This window comes from Streptomyces sp. NPDC024017, from assembly GCF_040638895.1.
Classification (GTDB): domain Bacteria; phylum Actinomycetota; class Actinomycetes; order Streptomycetales; family Streptomycetaceae; genus Streptomyces.
The window spans coordinates 114,959-131,297 of sequence record NZ_JBEZYZ010000010.1 but is presented as its reverse complement, the minus strand read 5'-3'; the positions used below and the strand labels follow the sequence as shown (position 1 = coordinate 131,297).

Annotated in this window: 17 protein-coding genes; 16 read left to right on the top strand and 1 reads right to left on the bottom strand. The window is 70.4% G+C overall.

Features of this window, described 5'->3' with window-relative positions:
- Positions 1–317 precede the first annotated feature (317 nt).
- The 14 genes from AB0G20_RS26665 (at position 318) to nusB (ending at position 13,719) form a co-directional block, all read left to right on the top strand.
- Positions 318–758, top strand: a complete 441-nt coding sequence (locus AB0G20_RS26665; RefSeq protein WP_361306674.1) for a DUF948 domain-containing protein — start codon at positions 318–320, stop codon at positions 756–758.
- A 9-nt stretch (positions 759–767) separates the two neighbouring features.
- A complete protein-coding gene (locus AB0G20_RS26660) occupies positions 768–1,121 on the top strand; it encodes a hypothetical protein (RefSeq protein ID WP_306923142.1) in 354 nt (117 codons plus the stop codon).
- A complete protein-coding gene (gene alaS, locus AB0G20_RS26655) occupies positions 1,121–3,793 on the top strand; it encodes an alanine--tRNA ligase (RefSeq protein ID WP_361306673.1) in 2,673 nt (890 codons plus the stop codon). Before AB0G20_RS26660 ends, alaS begins: the two co-directional genes overlap by 1 nt.
- A gap of 17 nt (positions 3,794–3,810) precedes the next feature.
- On the top strand, positions 3,811–4,275 hold the full coding sequence (ruvX, locus tag AB0G20_RS26650) for a Holliday junction resolvase RuvX (protein ID WP_248508224.1): 465 nt from the start codon (positions 3,811–3,813) through the stop codon (positions 4,273–4,275).
- Between the two features lie 121 nt (positions 4,276–4,396).
- Complete coding sequence (gene mltG, locus AB0G20_RS26645) at positions 4,397–6,109, top strand: endolytic transglycosylase MltG (RefSeq protein WP_361306672.1); 1,713 nt, start codon at positions 4,397–4,399, stop codon at positions 6,107–6,109.
- 11 nt (positions 6,110–6,120) lie between these two features.
- Positions 6,121–6,948: a shikimate dehydrogenase gene (locus tag AB0G20_RS26640; RefSeq protein WP_361306671.1), complete on the top strand. Its 828-nt coding sequence runs from the start codon at positions 6,121–6,123 to the stop codon at positions 6,946–6,948.
- A gap of 51 nt (positions 6,949–6,999) precedes the next feature.
- The gene (locus AB0G20_RS26635; protein ID WP_361306670.1) at positions 7,000–7,422 is read left to right on the top strand and encodes a hypothetical protein; all 423 of its coding nucleotides are present in this window, start codon (positions 7,000–7,002) and stop codon (positions 7,420–7,422) included.
- 141 nt (positions 7,423–7,563) lie between these two features.
- Complete coding sequence (aroC, locus tag AB0G20_RS26630; RefSeq protein ID WP_142165052.1) at positions 7,564–8,748, top strand: chorismate synthase; 1,185 nt, start codon at positions 7,564–7,566, stop codon at positions 8,746–8,748.
- Positions 8,745–9,260 (top strand): shikimate kinase, encoded by a 516-nt coding sequence (locus AB0G20_RS26625; RefSeq protein WP_361306669.1) that lies wholly within the window; start codon positions 8,745–8,747, stop codon positions 9,258–9,260. Before aroC ends, AB0G20_RS26625 begins: the two co-directional genes overlap by 4 nt.
- Positions 9,257–10,348 carry a 3-dehydroquinate synthase gene (aroB, locus tag AB0G20_RS26620; RefSeq protein ID WP_361306668.1) on the top strand — a complete coding sequence of 364 codons (1,092 nt, stop codon included), beginning with the start codon at positions 9,257–9,259 and terminating at the stop codon, positions 10,346–10,348. Before AB0G20_RS26625 ends, aroB begins: the two co-directional genes overlap by 4 nt.
- Positions 10,349–10,513: 165 nt before the next feature.
- A complete protein-coding gene (locus tag AB0G20_RS26615) occupies positions 10,514–11,365 on the top strand; it encodes a Pro-rich N-terminal domain-containing protein (RefSeq protein ID WP_361306667.1) in 852 nt (283 codons plus the stop codon).
- A gap of 181 nt (positions 11,366–11,546) precedes the next feature.
- Positions 11,547–12,662 carry an aminopeptidase P family protein gene (locus tag AB0G20_RS26610; RefSeq protein WP_361306666.1) on the top strand — a complete coding sequence of 372 codons (1,116 nt, stop codon included), beginning with the start codon at positions 11,547–11,549 and terminating at the stop codon, positions 12,660–12,662.
- 53 nt (positions 12,663–12,715) lie between these two features.
- The gene (efp, locus tag AB0G20_RS26605; RefSeq protein WP_030843148.1) at positions 12,716–13,282 is read left to right on the top strand and encodes an elongation factor P; all 567 of its coding nucleotides are present in this window, start codon (positions 12,716–12,718) and stop codon (positions 13,280–13,282) included.
- 2 nt (positions 13,283–13,284) lie between these two features.
- Positions 13,285–13,719, top strand: a complete 435-nt coding sequence (gene nusB / locus AB0G20_RS26600; protein ID WP_361306665.1) for a transcription antitermination factor NusB — start codon at positions 13,285–13,287, stop codon at positions 13,717–13,719.
- 200 nt (positions 13,720–13,919) lie between these two features.
- Here nusB and bldD read toward each other — a convergent pair whose 3' ends face one another.
- Complete coding sequence (bldD, locus tag AB0G20_RS26595; protein ID WP_018570201.1) at positions 13,920–14,423, bottom strand: transcriptional regulator BldD; 504 nt, start codon at positions 14,421–14,423, stop codon at positions 13,920–13,922.
- Between the two features lie 266 nt (positions 14,424–14,689).
- Here bldD and pyrR point away from each other — a divergent pair, with 266 nt between their 5' ends.
- Both pyrR and AB0G20_RS26585 read left to right on the top strand, forming a co-directional pair.
- A complete protein-coding gene (gene pyrR / locus AB0G20_RS26590) occupies positions 14,690–15,256 on the top strand; it encodes a bifunctional pyr operon transcriptional regulator/uracil phosphoribosyltransferase PyrR (RefSeq protein WP_062925757.1) in 567 nt (188 codons plus the stop codon).
- 102 nt (positions 15,257–15,358) lie between these two features.
- Positions 15,359–16,336 carry an aspartate carbamoyltransferase catalytic subunit gene (locus AB0G20_RS26585; RefSeq protein ID WP_031138961.1) on the top strand — a complete coding sequence of 326 codons (978 nt, stop codon included), beginning with the start codon at positions 15,359–15,361 and terminating at the stop codon, positions 16,334–16,336.
- Positions 16,337–16,339 lie beyond the last annotated feature (3 nt).

The following is a 16,339-nucleotide window of genomic DNA, read 5'->3' as shown; positions in this document are numbered from 1 at the left end:
GAACCCGCTGCCTCCCACCCTCACGGTGGGAGGCAGCGGGTTTTTCGTCACCGGCCGCCCCCTCGACTCGCCCAAGGGGAGAGGCTCCAACCAGGCGGGCTCCTACGCCTGTTACGTGAACGGCACGGACAACAGGGGCCGGCTCGCCGCAACCCGCGCCCTCGGCTGAGGCGACCGGTCCCGCCCCGCCCGCCGCCGCAGTCCGCCCCCGGCACCGCGCACGACCGGCGAAGCCAAATCCGGTACGGAGTGCCGTCGCGGTCGCGATAGGCTCGTCGCACGACTTTTTCGATGTTCACGCACGTTTCAGGGAGCGGGTGCACACAGTGTCCGGTGGAGAGGTTGCCGGGATCCTGGTGGCCGTCTTCTGGGCGATCCTGGTCTCCTTCCTCGCCGTCGCGCTGGCGAGGGTGGCCCAGACGCTCAAGGCGACCACCAAGCTCGTGGCGGAGGTGACCGACCAGGCCGTCCCGCTGCTGGCCGACGCCTCCGCGGCGGTGCGCTCCGCGCAGACCCAGATCGACCGGGTCGACTCGATCGCCTCCGACGTCCAGGAGGTCACGTCGAACGCCTCGGCGCTGTCGACCACCGTCGCCTCCACCTTCGGCGGCCCCCTGGTCAAGGTCGCCGCCTTCGGCTACGGCGTGCGCCGGGCCCTCGGCGGCCGCAAGGAGGACGTGCCCGACAAGGCGTCCAGGCGTACCGTGATCGTGGGCCGTACGGTCACCCGGCGCAGCGCCCGAGGGAAGAGGGACTGAGAGCCAGCGATGTTCCGCCGCACCTTCTGGTTCACCACGGGCGTCGCCGCCGGTGTGTGGGCCACCACCAAGGTCAATCGCAAGCTGAAGCAGCTGACCCCCGAGAGCCTCGCCAGAACCGCCGGCAACAAGGCGATCGAGGCCGGTCACCGCATCAAGGACCGTGCCGTGGGCTTCGCGCTCGACGTCCGGGACAACATGGCCGTGCGAGAGGCCGAACTGGGCGACGCCCTCGGGATCAACGAGAATCCCGAGCTTCCCGGCCCCCGGCGTCACATCGCCATCGAGAACCGCAACAACCCGAAGTACGTCGAGGGTTCGACGTACCAGACGTACCCGTACAACCGGAATGAGGACCACTGATGGAGTCGGCTGAGATTCGCCGCCGCTGGTTGAGCTTCTTCGAGGAGCGCGGTCACACCGTCGTCCCTTCGGCGTCGCTCATCGCGGACGACCCGACTCTGCTCCTCGTCCCGGCCGGCATGGTGCCCTTCAAGCCCTACTTCCTCGGCGAGGTCAAGCCGCCCTTCAGCCGCGCCACCAGCGTGCAGAAGTGCGTGCGTACGCCCGACATCGAAGAGGTCGGCAAGACCACCCGCCACGGCACGTTCTTCCAGATGTGCGGCAACTTCTCCTTCGGCGACTACTTCAAGGAAGGCGCCATCAAGCTCGCCTGGGAGCTGCTCACCAACCCCCAGGACAAGGGCGGTTACGGCCTGGAGCCGGAGAAGCTCTGGATCACCGTCTACAAGGACGACGACGAGGCCGAGCGCATCTGGCACGAGGTCGTCGGAGTGCCGAAGGAGCGCATCCAGCGCCTCGGCATGAAGGACAACTACTGGTCCATGGGCGTCCCCGGCCCCTGCGGCCCGTGTTCCGAGATCAACTACGACCGCGGCCCCGAGTTCGGCGCCGAGGGCGGCCCCGCCGTCAACGACGAGCGGTACGTGGAGATCTGGAACCTCGTCTTCATGCAGTACGAGCGCGGCGAGGGCACCGGCAAGGACAACTTCGAGATCCTCGGCGACCTGCCCAGCAAGAACATCGACACCGGCCTCGGCATGGAGCGCCTCGCCATGATTCTGCAGGGCGTGCAGAACATGTACGAGATCGACACCTCGATGGCCGTCATCAACACGGCCACCGAACTGACCGGCGTCCGCTACGGCGACGCCCACGACTCGGACGTCTCCCTGCGCGTGGTCACCGACCACATGCGCACCTCCGTGATGCTCATCGGCGACGGTGTCACCCCCGGCAACGAGGGCCGCGGCTACGTGCTGCGCCGCATCATGCGCCGTGCCATCCGCAACATGCGCCTGCTCGGCGCCACCGGCCCGGTCGTCAAGGACCTCATCGACACCGTGATCGGCATGATGGGCCAGCAGTACCCCGAGCTCATCACCGACCGCGAGCGCATCGAGAAGGTCGCCCTCGCCGAGGAGAACGCCTTCCTCAAGACGCTGAAGGCCGGCACCAACATCCTCGACACGGCCGTCACCGACACCAAGGCCGCCGGCGGCACCGTCCTGCCCGGCGACAAGGCCTTCCTGCTCCACGACACCTGGGGCTTCCCGATCGACCTCACCCTGGAGATGGCCGCCGAGCAGGGCCTCTCCGTGGACGAGGACGGCTTCCGCCGCCTGATGAAGGAGCAGCGGGAGCGCGCCAAGGCCGACGCCCAGGCCAAGAAGACCGGGCACGCCGGCGCCGGCGCCTACCGCGAGATCGCCGACAAGGCCGGTGCCACCGACTTCATCGGCTACACCGACACCGAGAGCGAGTCCACGATCGTCGGCATCCTGGTCGACGGCGCCTCCTCCCCGGCCGCCACCGAGGGCGACGAGGTCGAGATCGTCCTCGACCGCACGCCCTTCTACGCCGAGGGCGGCGGCCAGATCGGCGACACCGGCCGCATCAAGGTCGACACCGGTGCCGTCATCGAGATCCGCGACTGCCAGAAGCCGGTCCCAGGGGTCTACGTCCACAAGGGCGTCGTCCAGGTCGGCGAGGTCACCGTCGGTGCCAAGGCCCACGCCTCGATCGACGACCGCCGCCGCAAGGCCATCGCCCGTGCCCACTCGGCCACGCACCTGACCCACCAGGCCCTGCGCGACGCCCTCGGCCCGACGGCCGCCCAGGCCGGTTCCGAGAACCAGCCCGGCCGCTTCCGCTTCGACTTCGGTTCCCCGTCCGCCGTTCCGACGGCCGTGATGACCGACGTCGAGCAGAAGATCAACGAGGTGCTCGCCCGCGACCTCGACGTCCGCGCCGACGTCATGGGCATCGACGAGGCCAAGAAGCAGGGCGCCATCGCCGAGTTCGGCGAGAAGTACGGCGAGCGCGTCCGCGTGGTCACCATCGGCGACTTCTCCAAGGAGCTGTGCGGCGGCACCCACGTGCACAACACCGCCCAGCTCGGCCTGGTCAAGCTGCTCGGCGAGTCCTCCATCGGCTCCGGTGTCCGCCGCATCGAGGCCCTCGTAGGCGTCGACGCCTACAACTTCCTCGCCCGGGAGCACACGGTCGTCGCTCAGCTCCAGGAGCTGATCAAGGGCCGCCCGGAGGAGCTCCCGGAGAAGGTCTCCGCCATGCTCGGCAAGCTGAAGGACGCCGAGAAGGAGATCGAGAAGTTCCGCGCCGAGAAGGTCCTGCAGGCCGCCGCCGGTCTCGCCGAGTCCGCCAAGGACATCCGTGGCGTTGCTGTCGTGACCGGTCAGGTCCCGGACGGCACGACCGCCGACGACCTGCGCAAGCTGGTCCTTGACGTGCGCGGACGCATCCAGGGCGGACGGGCCGCCGTCGTCGCCCTGTTCACGGTGGCGAACGGCAAGCCGCTGACGGTCATCGCCACCAACGAGGCCGCCCGCGAGCGTGGCCTGAAGGCCGGCGAACTGGTGCGTACGGCCGCCAAGACCCTCGGCGGCGGCGGTGGCGGCAAGCCGGACGTCGCCCAGGGCGGCGGTCAGAACCCGGCCGCCATCGGTGACGCCGTGGACGCCGTCGAGCGCCTCGTCACCGAGACGGCCAAGTAAGAGACGGGTCGGACAGCATGCGCAGAGGACGTCGACTCGCGATCGACGTCGGGGACGCCCGCATCGGGGTCGCCTCGTGCGACCCCGACGGGATCCTCGCCACCCCGGTGGAGACGGTCCCGGGGCGTGACATCCCCGCGGCTCAGCGGCGGTTGAAGCAACTCGTCGAGGAGTACGAGCCCATCGAGGTCGTGGTCGGTCTCCCGCGCTCCCTCAAGGGGGGCGAGGGCCCGGCCGCGGTCAAGGTCCGGGGCTTCACCCAGGAACTGGCCCGCATGATCTCCCCGGTTCCGGTGAGACTCGTCGACGAACGCATGACGACGGTCACGGCCAGCCAGGGACTGCGCGCCTCGGGCGTGAAATCCAAGAAGGGCCGGTCCGTCATCGACCAGGCGGCAGCCGTGATCATCCTGCAACAGGCCCTCGAATCCGAACGGGTGTCAGGTAAAGCACCCGGCGAAGGCGTCGAAGTGGTCATCTGATCGCGATACGGTAACGTTCCGCGCGATGCGGCGGCATTCGAACAGCCACCGCACAGCAAGAGGCGGGACGGGAGCCGGGCCGGAAGCCGCGTGACCGCCGCCTCGCGGCTCTAGGGGATCGATGACTGAGTATGGCCGGGGCCAAGGCTCCGAACCGTGGCATCCGGAGGACCCGTTGTACGGGGACGGCGGATGGGGCGGACAGCAGGCCCATCAGGGTCAGCAGTCCCCCTACGGCGGCCAGCCGCAGCACTATCCAGAGCAGCCGCAGCAGCCGCAGTACGGCGACTGGGGCACCGGTGAGCAGGCCGGATACGGTCAGGCGCAGCAGCAGTACCCGTACGACCAGCAGTACGCGGCACAGGCCCACGGCCAGCAGCAGTACCCGGGGCAGCAGGACCCCGGACATCAGCATGCCCAGGGCTACCACCAGCAGCAGTACGACAACACCGGCGGCTGGGCCAACGACCCGCACCAGCAGGTCTCGTACCCCGGCGACCCGGGGGATCCTTACGGGCAGCAGGCCGGTGCCTACGGCGGCGGTCAGCAGGACTACTACGGCACGCCCGAGGCGTATCCGCCCCCCGAGCCGCCCGGCCGGCGCGGGGCCGAGCCCGCGCAGGAACCGGAGACGGGCTGGGACCCCGGCCCCGACCAGGGCGAACACGCCTTCTTCGCGGGCGGGGACGACGATGACGAGCCGGGGGAGCGGCGCGGGCGCGAGGACAAGCGGGGGCGCGGCGGTGGCAAACCGAAGAAGCGCCGCAACGGCATGGCCTGCCTGCTGGTCGTCGTGATCCTCGGCGGCGGCCTGGCAGGCGTCAGCTACTTCGGCTACCAGTTCTACCAGGATCGTTTCGGCGACGCCCCGGACTTCGCGGGCGAGGGCAACGGGCAGCAGGTGACGGTCGAGATCCCCGAGGGAGCACTCGGGTACAAGATCGGTCAGGTCCTCAAGGACGCTGGGGTCGTCAAGAGCGTCGACGCCTTCGTCGCGGCCCAGCAGAGCAACCCCGAGGGCAAGAGCATCCAGGACGGCGTCTACACGCTGCAGAAGCAAATGTCGGCCGCGAGTGCGGTCGAACTGATGCTCAGTCCGAAGAGCCGCGACAACCTGATCATCGCCGAGGGCCGGCGCAACGCCGACATCTACCAGCTCATCGACAAGCGGCTGGAGGTCAAGGACGGCACTACCGCCGCGGTCGCCAAGAAGGACTACAAGAAGCTCGGCCTGCCCGCCTGGGCGCAGAACCACGCGGATGTCAAGGACCCGCTGGAAGGCTTCCTCTACCCCTCCAGCTACGGCGTGCGGGAAGGCCAGAAGCCCGAGGACGTCCTGAAGCAGATGGTCAAGCGGGCCACCGCGACGTACGAGAAGTACGGCGTGGAGAAGAAGGCCGAGAGCCTCGGCCTTGAGGACCCGTGGCAGCTGGTCACCATCGCCAGCCTGGTCCAGGCCGAGGGAACGAGCCACGACGACTTCCGCAAGATGGCGGAGGTCGTCTACAACCGCATGAAGCCCGGGAACCCCCAGACCAACGGCATGCTGGAGTTCGACTCCACCTACAACTACATCAAGAACCAGAGCAAGATCGACCTGACTCTGCAAGAACTGCGGACGTACGACAACCCGTACAACACGTACTTCCACAAGGGCCTGCCGCCCGGTCCGATCGACAACCCGGGCGAGGACGCGATCAAGGGCGCCCTCAAGCCCACGGACGACGGCTGGTACTACTTCATCTCGCTCGACGGCAAGACCAGCAAGTTCACGAAGACGAACGCCGAACACCAGAAGCTGGTCGACCAGTTCAACGCCTCGCGGAACAACTGAGGAAGACCCTGATGGCCGCACCGCGCCGAGCCGCCGTACTCGGCTCCCCGATCACTCACTCGCTCTCCCCGGTCCTGCACCGCGCCGCCTACCAGGAGTTGGGCCTGGCCGGCTGGACGTACGACAGGTTCGAGGTCGACGAGGCCGGGCTGCCCGCGTTCTTCGAGACCCTCGGACCCGAGTGGGCCGGGCTCTCGCTGACCATGCCGCTGAAGCGGGCCGTGATCCCGTTGCTCGACGAGATCAGCCGGACCGCGGCCTCGGTCGACGCCGTCAACACCGTCGTCCGTACCGAGGACGGCCGCAGGATCGGGGACAACACCGATATCCCGGGCATGGTCGCGGCCCTGCGTGAGCACGGCATCGACAAGGTCGACGCCGCCGCCGTCCTCGGCGCGGGCGCCACCGCCTCCTCCGCGCTGGCCGCGCTGTCCCGGATCTGCCCGGGCGACATCACCGTGTACGTGCGCAGCGAGGCCCGGGCCGCCGAGATGCGGCAGTGGGCCGAGCGACTCGACGTCGCCGTCCGCATCGCCGACTGGGCCGATGCCGAGCAGGCCCTGCGTGCCCCCCTGGTGATCAGCACCACGCCGGCCGGTGTCACCGACGCCCTCGCCCGGTCCGTGCCGGAGCGTCCGGCGGCCCTCTTCGACGTCCTCTACGATCCCTGGCCGACCGACCTCGCCGCACGCTGGTCGGCGTACGGCGGTGCCGTCGTCAGCGGTCTCGACCTGCTGGTTCACCAGGCCGTGCTCCAGGTTGAGCAGATGACGGGGCTGGCCCCGGCGCCCCTGGACGCCATGCGAAAAGCGGGCGAGCGGGCTCTCGCGGCCCGATAAGATCCGCTCTCGGTTCCGCAGGGGGCGGAACAGGGGAGGGGAACGTCCGTCATGTCCGCAGGCCTGTCCCAGGCGTCCGTCAAGTCCCAGATATTCGAGTCACTGCTGGGATTCCTGCCCGACTGGGTGCAGATCACGGTGCTCGCCCTGATCGTGCTCGCCGTCGTGGCGTCCTGGGTCGTCAAGATCAAGCGCAAGATCGCCCACCGGCGCGCCGTCCGCACCGGACAGCCGGTCCACGCCGCGGCCCAGTTCGGGCAGGGGCGCGGCGCGGACTACCTGGGGCAGTACGCGCCGCAGCAGACGCAGCAGCCGCAGCCGTCCCAGCAGCAGGGCAGTGGGGCCGACCACCTCGGGTCGTACGCCCCGCAGCAGGCCCAGCCCGCGCAGCAGCCGAGTGGTGCCGACTTCCTCGGGTCGTACGCGCCCCAGCAGCGTCAGGCCGACGGTCCGTCCGCGAACGCGTCCGCTTGATGGACCGCCCGCCGGGCAGTCGGCCCCGGCGTGGGAGGATCGGAGATGGCGGACCGGGCCGCGCACCCGGTCGCGCCGTCGCCGTACGCGACGAGGCGCGTACGCAGGGCAGTACCAGGGCGCGAGCACTGAGGAGCACCGTTGAGCAGGTTGCGCTGGCTGACCGCGGGGGAGTCCCACGGTCCCGCACTCGTGGCGACGCTGGAGGGTCTTCCCGCCGGTGTGCCGATCACCACGGACATGGTGGCGGACCATCTCGCGAGGCGGCGCCTGGGCTATGGGCGCGGTGCCCGGATGAAGTTCGAGCGGGACGAGGTCACCTTCCTCGGCGGCGTCCGGCACGGCCTCACCCTCGGTTCCCCGGTCGCGGTCATGGTGGGCAACACCGAGTGGCCGAAGTGGGAACAGGTCATGGCCGCCGACCCGGTCGACCCGGAGATCCTCGACGGGCTCGCCCGCAACGCCCCGCTGACCCGGCCGCGCCCCGGCCACGCCGACCTCGCGGGCATGCAGAAGTACGGCTTCGACGAGGCCCGGCCGATCCTGGAGCGCGCCTCGGCGCGTGAGACGGCCGCCCGCGTCGCGCTGGGCGCGGTGGCCCGGTCGTACCTCAAGGAGACGACCGGGGTCGAGATCGTCAGCCACGTCGTGGAGCTGGCCGCGGCGAAGGCTCCGCGGGGCGTCTACCCGACCCCGGCCGACGTCGAGAAGCTGGACGCGGACCCCGTGCGCTGCCTGGACGCCGACGCGTCGAAGGCGATGGTCGCCGAGATCGACCAGGCCCACAAGGACGGCGACACCCTCGGCGGCGTGGTGGAGATCCTGGCCTACGGCGTACCCGTCGGCCTGGGTTCGCATGTGCACTGGGACCGCAAGCTGGACGCCCGGCTCGCCGGTGCCCTCATGGGCATCCAGGCGATCAAGGGCGTCGAGATCGGCGACGGCTTCGAGCTGGCGCGGGTGCCCGGCTCCAAGGCGCACGACGAGATCGTGAAGACCGACGACGGCATCCGCCGCACCACCGGCCGCTCGGGCGGCACCGAGGGCGGTCTGACCACCGGTGAGCTGCTGCGGGTCCGCGCCGCGATGAAGCCGATCGCGACCGTGCCGCGCGCCCTGCAGACCGTGGACGTCACCACCGGTGAGGCGGCGCAGGCCCACCACCAGCGCTCCGACGTGTCCGCGGTGCCGGCCGCCGGCATCGTGGCCGAGGCCATGGTGGCCTTGGTGCTCGCGGACGCGGTGGCGGAGAAGTTCGGCGGCGACTCGGTGGCCGAGACCCGCCGCAACGTGACGTCGTACCTCGACAACCTCGCCATCCGATGAGCGGCCCGCTGGTCGTCCTGGTCGGCCCGATGGGCGTGGGCAAGTCCACCGTCGGACAGCTGCTGGCCGAGCGGCTCGGCGTCTCCTACCGGGACACCGACGACGACATCGTCGCCGAGCAGGGCCGGACCATCGCCGAGATCTTCGTCGACGAGGGCGAGCCCGCCTTCCGCGCGATCGAGAAGGCGGCCGTGCACCGGGCGCTCGCCGAGCACGACGGCGTCCTGGCCCTGGGCGGCGGAGCGATCCTCGACGCCGACACCCGCGCACTGCTCGCCGGGCAGCGCGTGGCGTACCTGTCGATGGACGTCGAGGAGGCGGTCAAGCGCACCGGCCTCAACGCCGCCCGCCCGCTGCTCGCGGTCAACCCGCGCAAGCAGTGGCGCGAGCTGATGGAGGCCCGCCGCCACCTGTACGAGGGGGTCGCCACGGCCGTCGTCGCCACTGACGGCCGTACGCCCGAAGAGGTCACCGAAGCCGCCCTGGACGCACTGGAGTTGAAGAAAGCATGAGCGAGGCAGTGACGCGGATCCAGGTCGCCGGCACCGCGGGCACCGACCCGTACGAGGTCCTGGTGGGCCGGCAACTGCTGGGTGAACTCGGCGGACTGATCGGGGACAGGGCCAAGCGGGTCGCGATCCTCCACCCCGAGGCGCTGGCCGAGACCGGTGACGCGCTGCGCGCCGACCTGGCCGATCAGGGTTACGAGGTCGTCGCCATCCAGGTGCCCAACGCGGAGGAGGCCAAGACCGCCGAGGTCGCCGCCTACTGCTGGAAGGCCCTGGGCCAGTCCGGGTTCACGCGCACGGACGTCATCGTCGGCGTCGGCGGCGGCGCCACCACGGACCTCGCCGGGTTCGTGGCCGCCACCTGGCTGCGCGGGGTGCGCTGGATCGCCATCCCGACCACCGTGCTCGCCATGGTGGACGCGGCCGTCGGCGGCAAGACCGGCATCAACACCGCCGAGGGCAAGAACCTCGTCGGCGCCTTCCACCCGCCCGCCGGTGTGCTCTGCGACCTGGCCGCACTGGACTCCCTGGCGGTCAACGACTACGTCTCCGGGCTCGCGGAGGTCATCAAAGCCGGCTTCATCGCCGACCCGGTGATCCTGGACCTCATCGAGTCCGACCCCGCGGCCGCCCGCACCCCGGCCGGCCCGCACACCGCCGAGCTCATCGAGCGCTCCATCCGGGTCAAGGCCGACGTGGTGTCGTCGGACCTGAAGGAGTCGGGCCTGCGCGAGATCCTCAACTACGGCCACACGCTCGGCCACGCCATCGAGAAGAACGAGCGCTACAAGTGGCGCCACGGCGCGGCGGTCTCGGTCGGCATGCACTTCGCCGCCGAACTGGGGCGTCTGGCAGGCCGGCTGGACGACGCGACGGCCGACCGCCACCGCACGATCCTCGAAGCGGTCGGACTGCCCCTGCACTACCGGCACGACCAGTGGCCCAAGTTGCTGGAGACCATGAAGGTCGACAAGAAGTCCCGCGGCGACCTGCTGCGCTTCATCGTCCTCGACGGTCTGGCCAAGCCCACCGTCCTGGAGGGACCCGATCCGGCCGTGCTGCTCGCCGCGTACGGCGAAGTGGGCGAGTAAGTCCTCCGGCGAGCCTTCCGCCCGAAATCGCCTTACGGGGCCGGGCACTTCGGGCCGCCCTCGGCCGTTCACACATCGACGACCGGGGGCGGTACCGTTCGGTAGCACGCGGGTTCCGCCCCCGCTGTCAGCGACCATCGCCTGTACGAGACGGAGTGGCACCGGATGCAGCACGCAGTGGGTTCTCCGCTGCCGCCGCCCCATCAGCCGGGGCACGGACCGGCCACCGGCTGGTCGCCGGCCGCACACCACCCGGGCCCGCCGAACGCGGGCGCGCACCAGGGCCCCGTGCCCGTGCCCCCGCCGCCCCCGGCACCGGGATATCCGGCGCCCCCGCCCGGACCGACCCCGGCTTCCGCCCCGCCGGCGCCGGAGACCACCGGCCATGTGCCGCTGCCGCCCGGCGGCCCGGTCGCCATGCCGATGGCTCCGCCCGCCACGGCGGTTCCCGATCCCGCCGGTACGACGCTCGCGGTGCTGCTCATCGGCCCCGCGGGTGCGGGCAAGACCAGCGTCGCCAAGTACTGGGCGGACCACCGCCGGGTCCCCACGGCCCACATCAGCCTCGACGACGTACGCGAGTGGGTCCGCTCCGGCTTCGCCGACCCCCAGTCCGGGTGGAACGACAACTCCGAGGCGCAGTACCGCCTGGCCCGCCGCACCTGCGGCTTCGCCGCCCGCAACTTCCTGGCCAACGGCATCTCCTGCATCCTCGACGACGCGGTCTTCCCCGACCGCCCGGTCGTGGGCCTCGGAGGCTGGAAACGCCACGTCGGGCCGGGCCTGCTGCCGGTCGTCCTCCTCCCCGGGCTGGACATCGTCCTCGAACGCAACGCGGAGCGCTCGGGCAACCGACGCCTGTCGGACGAGGAGGTCGCCCGCATCCACGGCCGCATGGCCGGGTGGTACGGGTCCGGCCTGCCGATCATCGACAACTCCCAGCTGGACGTGCCGGAGACGGCGAGGGTCCTGGACGACGTCCTGGCAAGGTCGATCGCCAGCCCACCCCAGTGGTGAGCGCCCCCTAGGGGCGCGGGGAACTGCGCGACAAGCCCCCCCACACACGCGCGGACGGCACACGACCCCGCGCGGCACGCGCTCTCGCCGAACGGCACCCCACCCACCCGGAGACACCAGGCACCGCCCACTCAGACGCCCTCAACCGGCGCCGAACCGGCGGAGCCCATACGCTCGGGTCATGTCAGAGGTGTACGCGGCCCGCCGGACGCGTCTGAGGGAATACTGCAACGCGGGCGGCAGCGCGGCGGCGCTGGTCTCCCGCCCCGCCAACGTGCGCTATCTCGCGGGCGCCGCCCCGCACGGCGCCGTTCTGCTGCTCGGCAGGACCGAGGAGGAGGACCTCCTGGTCTGTGCCGGACCTACGGCCGACCGCCCCACGCAGGAGCGCCCCGACGAGGCCCTGCGCGTCCAGACCCTACCCGGAGTGGGCGGCGGCGACCCGGCCGTCGCGGCCGCCGGCCGCGCCGCGGGCCAGGGCGCCGACTCCCTCGCCGTGGAGGAGCACCACCTCACCGTGGCCCGCCACCGAGCCCTCGGCTCGGTCGTCCCCCGGCTGCGCCTGGCCAACCTCGGCAGCGCCGTCGAGCAGCTCAGGGTCGTCAAGGACGAGGAGGAGATCTCCTGCCTGCGCATCGGTGCCGAGATCGCCGACCAGGCCCTCGGTGAACTGCTGGAGTCGATCCTCGTCGGCCGCACCGAGCGCCATCTCGCCCTGGAACTCGAGAGACGACTCGTGGACCACGGGGCGGACGGGCCGGCCTTCCCGACGTCCGTGGCCACCGGCCCGAACGCCGGCCGTCCCGGCCACCGGCCCACCGACCGCCGCGTCGAGGAGGGCGACTTCCTCTCCGTCTGCCTCGGCGCGACATACCGCGGATACCGCTGCGAGATCGGCCGCACGTTCGTCATCGGCACCGCTCCCGCGGACTGGCAGATCGAGTTGTACGACCTGGTCTTCGCCGCCCAGCGGGCCGGGCGTGAGAGCCTGGTACCCGGCGCCGCCTGCCGGGACGTCGACCGCGCAGCCCGCCAGGTCCTGGACTCCGCGGGGTACACGGAGGGCCTCACGGTCCTGACCGGACACGGTGTCGGGCTCGAAATCGACGAGGACCCTCAATTGAGTCCCGCGGCCATGGGTAAACTGGACGCTTGCGTGCCGGTCACCGTCGAACCGGGGGTCCACCTCCCGGGCCGGGGCGGTGTCAGGATCGATGACACGCTCGTCGTCCGCCCCGAGGCGGACGGCGGACCCGAGCTACTCACCATCACGACCAAGGAGCTGCTCGCCCTGTAGGTAGGCAGGTGCGTGCCCCGGGGTCGTACGTCAGTCCAGGAGATTCCGCAACCGTGGCTTCCACGAACGACCTCAAGAACGGCATGGTGCTCAAGCTCGAAGGCGGCCAGCTCTGGTCCGTCGTCGAGTTCCAGCACGTCAAGCCCGGCAAGGGCCCGGCCTTCGTGCGCACCAAGCTCAAGAACGTGCTCTCCGGCAAGGTCGTCGACAAGACCTTCAACGCCGGCGTCAAGGTCGAAACGGCCACCGTCGACAAGCGCGACATGCAGTTCTCCTACATGGACGGCGAGTACTTCGTCTTCATGGACATGGAGACCTACGACCAGCTGCACGTCGACAAGAAGGCCGTCGGCGACGCCGCGAACTTCCTGATCGAGGGCTTCACCGCCACCGTCGCGCAGCACGAGGGCGAGGTGCTCTTCGTCGAGCTGCCCGCCGCCGTCGAGCTCGTGATCCAGGAGACCGAGCCGGGCGTCCAGGGCGACCGCTCCACCGGCGGCACCAAGCCCGCCATCCTGGAGACCGGCCACCAGATCAACGTGCCCCTCTTCATCACCACCGGTGAGAAGATCAAGGTCGACACGCGCACCAGCGACTACCTCGGCCGGGTGAACAGCTAACCGTGGCTGCCCGCAACACGGCCCGTAAGCGCGCCTTCCAGATCCTCTTCGAGGGGGACCAGCGCGGCGCCGATGTGCTGACCGTCCTCGCGGACTGGGTCCGGCTCTCCCGGGCCGACACCCGGCAGCCGCCGGTCAGCGAGTACACGATGGAGCTGGTCGAGGGCTACGCGGGGCACGCGAAGCGCATCGACGAGCTGATCGCGCAGTACTCCGTCGGCTGGACCCTCGACCGGATGCCCGTCGTCGACCGCAACCTCCTGCGGCTCGGCGCCTACGAGCTGATCTGGGTCGATGCGACGCCGGACGCCGTCGTCCTCGACGAGATGGTGCAACTGGCGAAGGAGTTCTCCACGGACGAGTCGCCCTCGTTCGTGAACGGCCTGCTCGGCCGGCTGAAGGACCTCAAGCCCTCGCTCCGCCGCGACGAGGTCTGAGACAGACCACATGCCGGAGGGCCCGCAGCGTCACCGCTGCGGGCCCTCCGGCATTCCCCTGGGTCCCTGGGCCTCCCTGGGCCTCAGCGGGCCCCTTGGGCGGCCGAGCTCCGTCAGGGGCGCACAACGCCGCCGGGGTGGCCGAAACCATACGGTTTCGGCCACCCCGGCGGCACGTTTCTGCTGGACCCGCGGAGCGGTCAGGCCTCCTCGTGGGACGCCACCGCGCGACGCGCGTCCGCGTCCAGGACACCCCAGCTGATCAGCTGCTCCGTGAGGACGGACGGCGACTGGTCGTAGATGACGGCGAGTGTGCGCAGGTCGTCCTGGCGGATCGACAGCACCTTGCCGTTGTAGTCACCGCGCTGCGACTGGATCGTGGCCGCGTAGCGCTGAAGAGGGCCCGCCTTCTCGGCCGGCACCGTGGCCAGCCGCTCCAGGTCCAGGACCAGCTTCGGCGGCGGCTCGGCGGCTCCGCCCGGGGTCGTGCCCGGCAGCAGCTCCTGCACCGGAACGCCGTAGAAGTCCGCCAGCTCGGCAAGGCGCTGCACGGTCACGGCACGGTCGCCGCGCTCGTACGAACCGACCACGACCGCCTTCCAGCGTCCCTGGGACTTCTCCTCGACACCGTGGAGGGAAAGGCCCTGCTGGGTGCGGATCGCCCGGAGCTTGGCCCCGAGCTGTTTGGCGTATTCGCTGGACATATAGCTCCCCGGCACTGTGTCGACGCGTCTGGCGTGGGTGCCAGGCCGCGCGGCTGGTAACTCACTGTGAGGTTACGCAGCGTTACTCTGCCGCGTCAAGCCGAATGGTCCGCACCGACTCTTCCGTGGTATCGGCGTTCCGTTAGGCCGAGTGGGTGATCCGAGGGGGCCATCGGAGCGATCGTGGGGACCTGCTACCGTGTATGGCGCAATCCCGACGTCCTTTAAGGTCCGTCCCGTGAGGCGGAGAAGGAGGTCCGTTTCATATGGACACGCACGACACGCAGTCCGATGCCCGGCCCGTTCTCGAAGGGCCCGACATCGCGCGGGTACTGACCCGCATCGCCCACGAGATCGTCGAACGCGCCAAGGGTGCCGACGACGTGGTGCTCCTCGGCATTCCGACCCGGGGCGTCTTCCTCGCCCGGCGGATCGCCGACAAGCTCGAGCAGATCACCGAGCGCAAGGTTCCGTGCGGCTCGCTCGACATCACCATGTACCGCGACGACCTGCGCATGCACCCGCCGCGTGCGCTGGCCCGCACCGAGATCCCCGGTGACGGCCTCGACGGCAAGCTCGTCGTCCTCGTCGACGACGTGCTCTTCTCCGGCCGCACCATCCGCGCCGCCCTCGACGCGCTGAACGACCTCGGGCGCCCGCGCGCGGTACAGCTCGCCGTCCTCGTCGACCGCGGACACCGCGAACTGCCCATCCGCGCCGACTACGTCGGCAAGAACCTCCCCACGTCGTTGCGGGAGACGGTCAAGGTCCAGCTCGCCGAGGAGGACGGTCGCGACACCGTGCTGCTCGGTGCCAAGCCGACCCCCCGGTAGCGCTCCAGGCGTACGCCGCTGTCGTACGCCGGCTCAGTGCGCGCACCCGCGCGCCCGTCTGCCCCGAATCTCCCGAATGAACTGCCTTACGGAGCCTGACAGATGCAGCGTCATCTCATCTCGGCCGCCGACCTCACCCGCGACGACGCCGTCCTGATCCTCGACACCGCCGAGGAGATGGCCCGGGTCGCCGACCGGCCGATCAAGAAGCTGCCGACCCTGCGCGGCCGCACGATCGTCAACCTCTTCTTCGAGGACTCCACCCGGACCCGGATCTCCTTCGAGGCCGCAGAGAAGCGGCTGTCCGCGGACGTCATCAACTTCTCCGCCAAGGGCTCCAGCGTCTCCAAGGGCGAGTCCCTCAAGGACACCGCCCAGACCCTGGAGGCCATGGGCGTCGACGCCGTCGTCATCCGGCACGGCGCCTCCGGAGCCCCGTACCGCCTCGCCAACTCCGGCTGGATCGACGCCGTCGTCGTCAACGCAGGCGACGGCACCCACCAGCACCCCACACAGGCGCTGCTCGACGCCTTCACCATGCGCCGCCGCCTGATCGGCCCGGACGCCGGACTCGGCCAGGACCTCGAAGGCAAGCGCATCACGCTCGTCGGCGACGTCCTGCACAGCCGGGTCGCCCGCTCCAACGTCGACCTGCTGCACACCCTCGGCGCCGAGGTCACCCTCGTCGCCCCGCCGACCCTGCTGCCGGTCGGCATCGAGACCTGGCCCTGCGAGGTCTCCTACGACCTCGACAGCACGCTGCCCAAGTCCGACGCGGTGATGATGCTGCGCGTCCAGCGCGAGCGCATGAACGCCGCGTTCTTCCCGACCGAGCGCGAGTACTCCCGTCGCTACGGCCTCGACGGCGACCGCATGGCGCGGATGCCCGAGCACGCCATCGTGATGCACCCCGGCCCGATGGTCCGCGGCATGGAGATCACCGCCGAGGTCGCCGACTCCGACCGCTGCACCGTCGTCGAGCAGGTCGCCAACGGAGTTTCCATCCGGATGGCCGTCCTGTACCTGCTGCTCGGGGGCAACGAGCCCGCCGTCACCCACCCCCGTACCGAGGAGAAGTAAGAC

What these genes read in the sequence shown, in the direction of transcription:
- pyrR (WP_062925757.1), top strand. Translation starts at nt 14,690, where the DNA reads ATGGACACGCACGACACGCAGTCCGATGCCCGGCCCGTTCTCGAAGGG.
- aroB (WP_361306668.1), top strand. Translation starts at nt 9,257, where the DNA reads ATGAGCGAGGCAGTGACGCGGATCCAGGTCGCCGGCACCGCGGGCACC.
- AB0G20_RS26585 (WP_031138961.1), top strand. Translation starts at nt 15,359, where the DNA reads ATGCAGCGTCATCTCATCTCGGCCGCCGACCTCACCCGCGACGACGCC.
- AB0G20_RS26660 (WP_306923142.1), top strand. Translation starts at nt 768, where the DNA reads ATGTTCCGCCGCACCTTCTGGTTCACCACGGGCGTCGCCGCCGGTGTG.
- alaS (WP_361306673.1), top strand. Translation starts at nt 1,121, where the DNA reads ATGGAGTCGGCTGAGATTCGCCGCCGCTGGTTGAGCTTCTTCGAGGAG.
- AB0G20_RS26640 (WP_361306671.1), top strand. Translation starts at nt 6,121, where the DNA reads ATGGCCGCACCGCGCCGAGCCGCCGTACTCGGCTCCCCGATCACTCAC.
- AB0G20_RS26625 (WP_361306669.1), top strand. Translation starts at nt 8,745, where the DNA reads ATGAGCGGCCCGCTGGTCGTCCTGGTCGGCCCGATGGGCGTGGGCAAG.
- AB0G20_RS26635 (WP_361306670.1), top strand. Translation starts at nt 7,000, where the DNA reads ATGTCCGCAGGCCTGTCCCAGGCGTCCGTCAAGTCCCAGATATTCGAG.
- bldD (WP_018570201.1), bottom strand. Translation starts at nt 14,423, where the DNA reads ATGTCCAGCGAATACGCCAAACAGCTCGGGGCCAAGCTCCGGGCGATC.
- mltG (WP_361306672.1), top strand. Translation starts at nt 4,397, where the DNA reads ATGACTGAGTATGGCCGGGGCCAAGGCTCCGAACCGTGGCATCCGGAG.
- AB0G20_RS26615 (WP_361306667.1), top strand. Translation starts at nt 10,514, where the DNA reads ATGCAGCACGCAGTGGGTTCTCCGCTGCCGCCGCCCCATCAGCCGGGG.
- AB0G20_RS26610 (WP_361306666.1), top strand. Translation starts at nt 11,547, where the DNA reads ATGTCAGAGGTGTACGCGGCCCGCCGGACGCGTCTGAGGGAATACTGC.
- ruvX (WP_248508224.1), top strand. Translation starts at nt 3,811, where the DNA reads ATGCGCAGAGGACGTCGACTCGCGATCGACGTCGGGGACGCCCGCATC.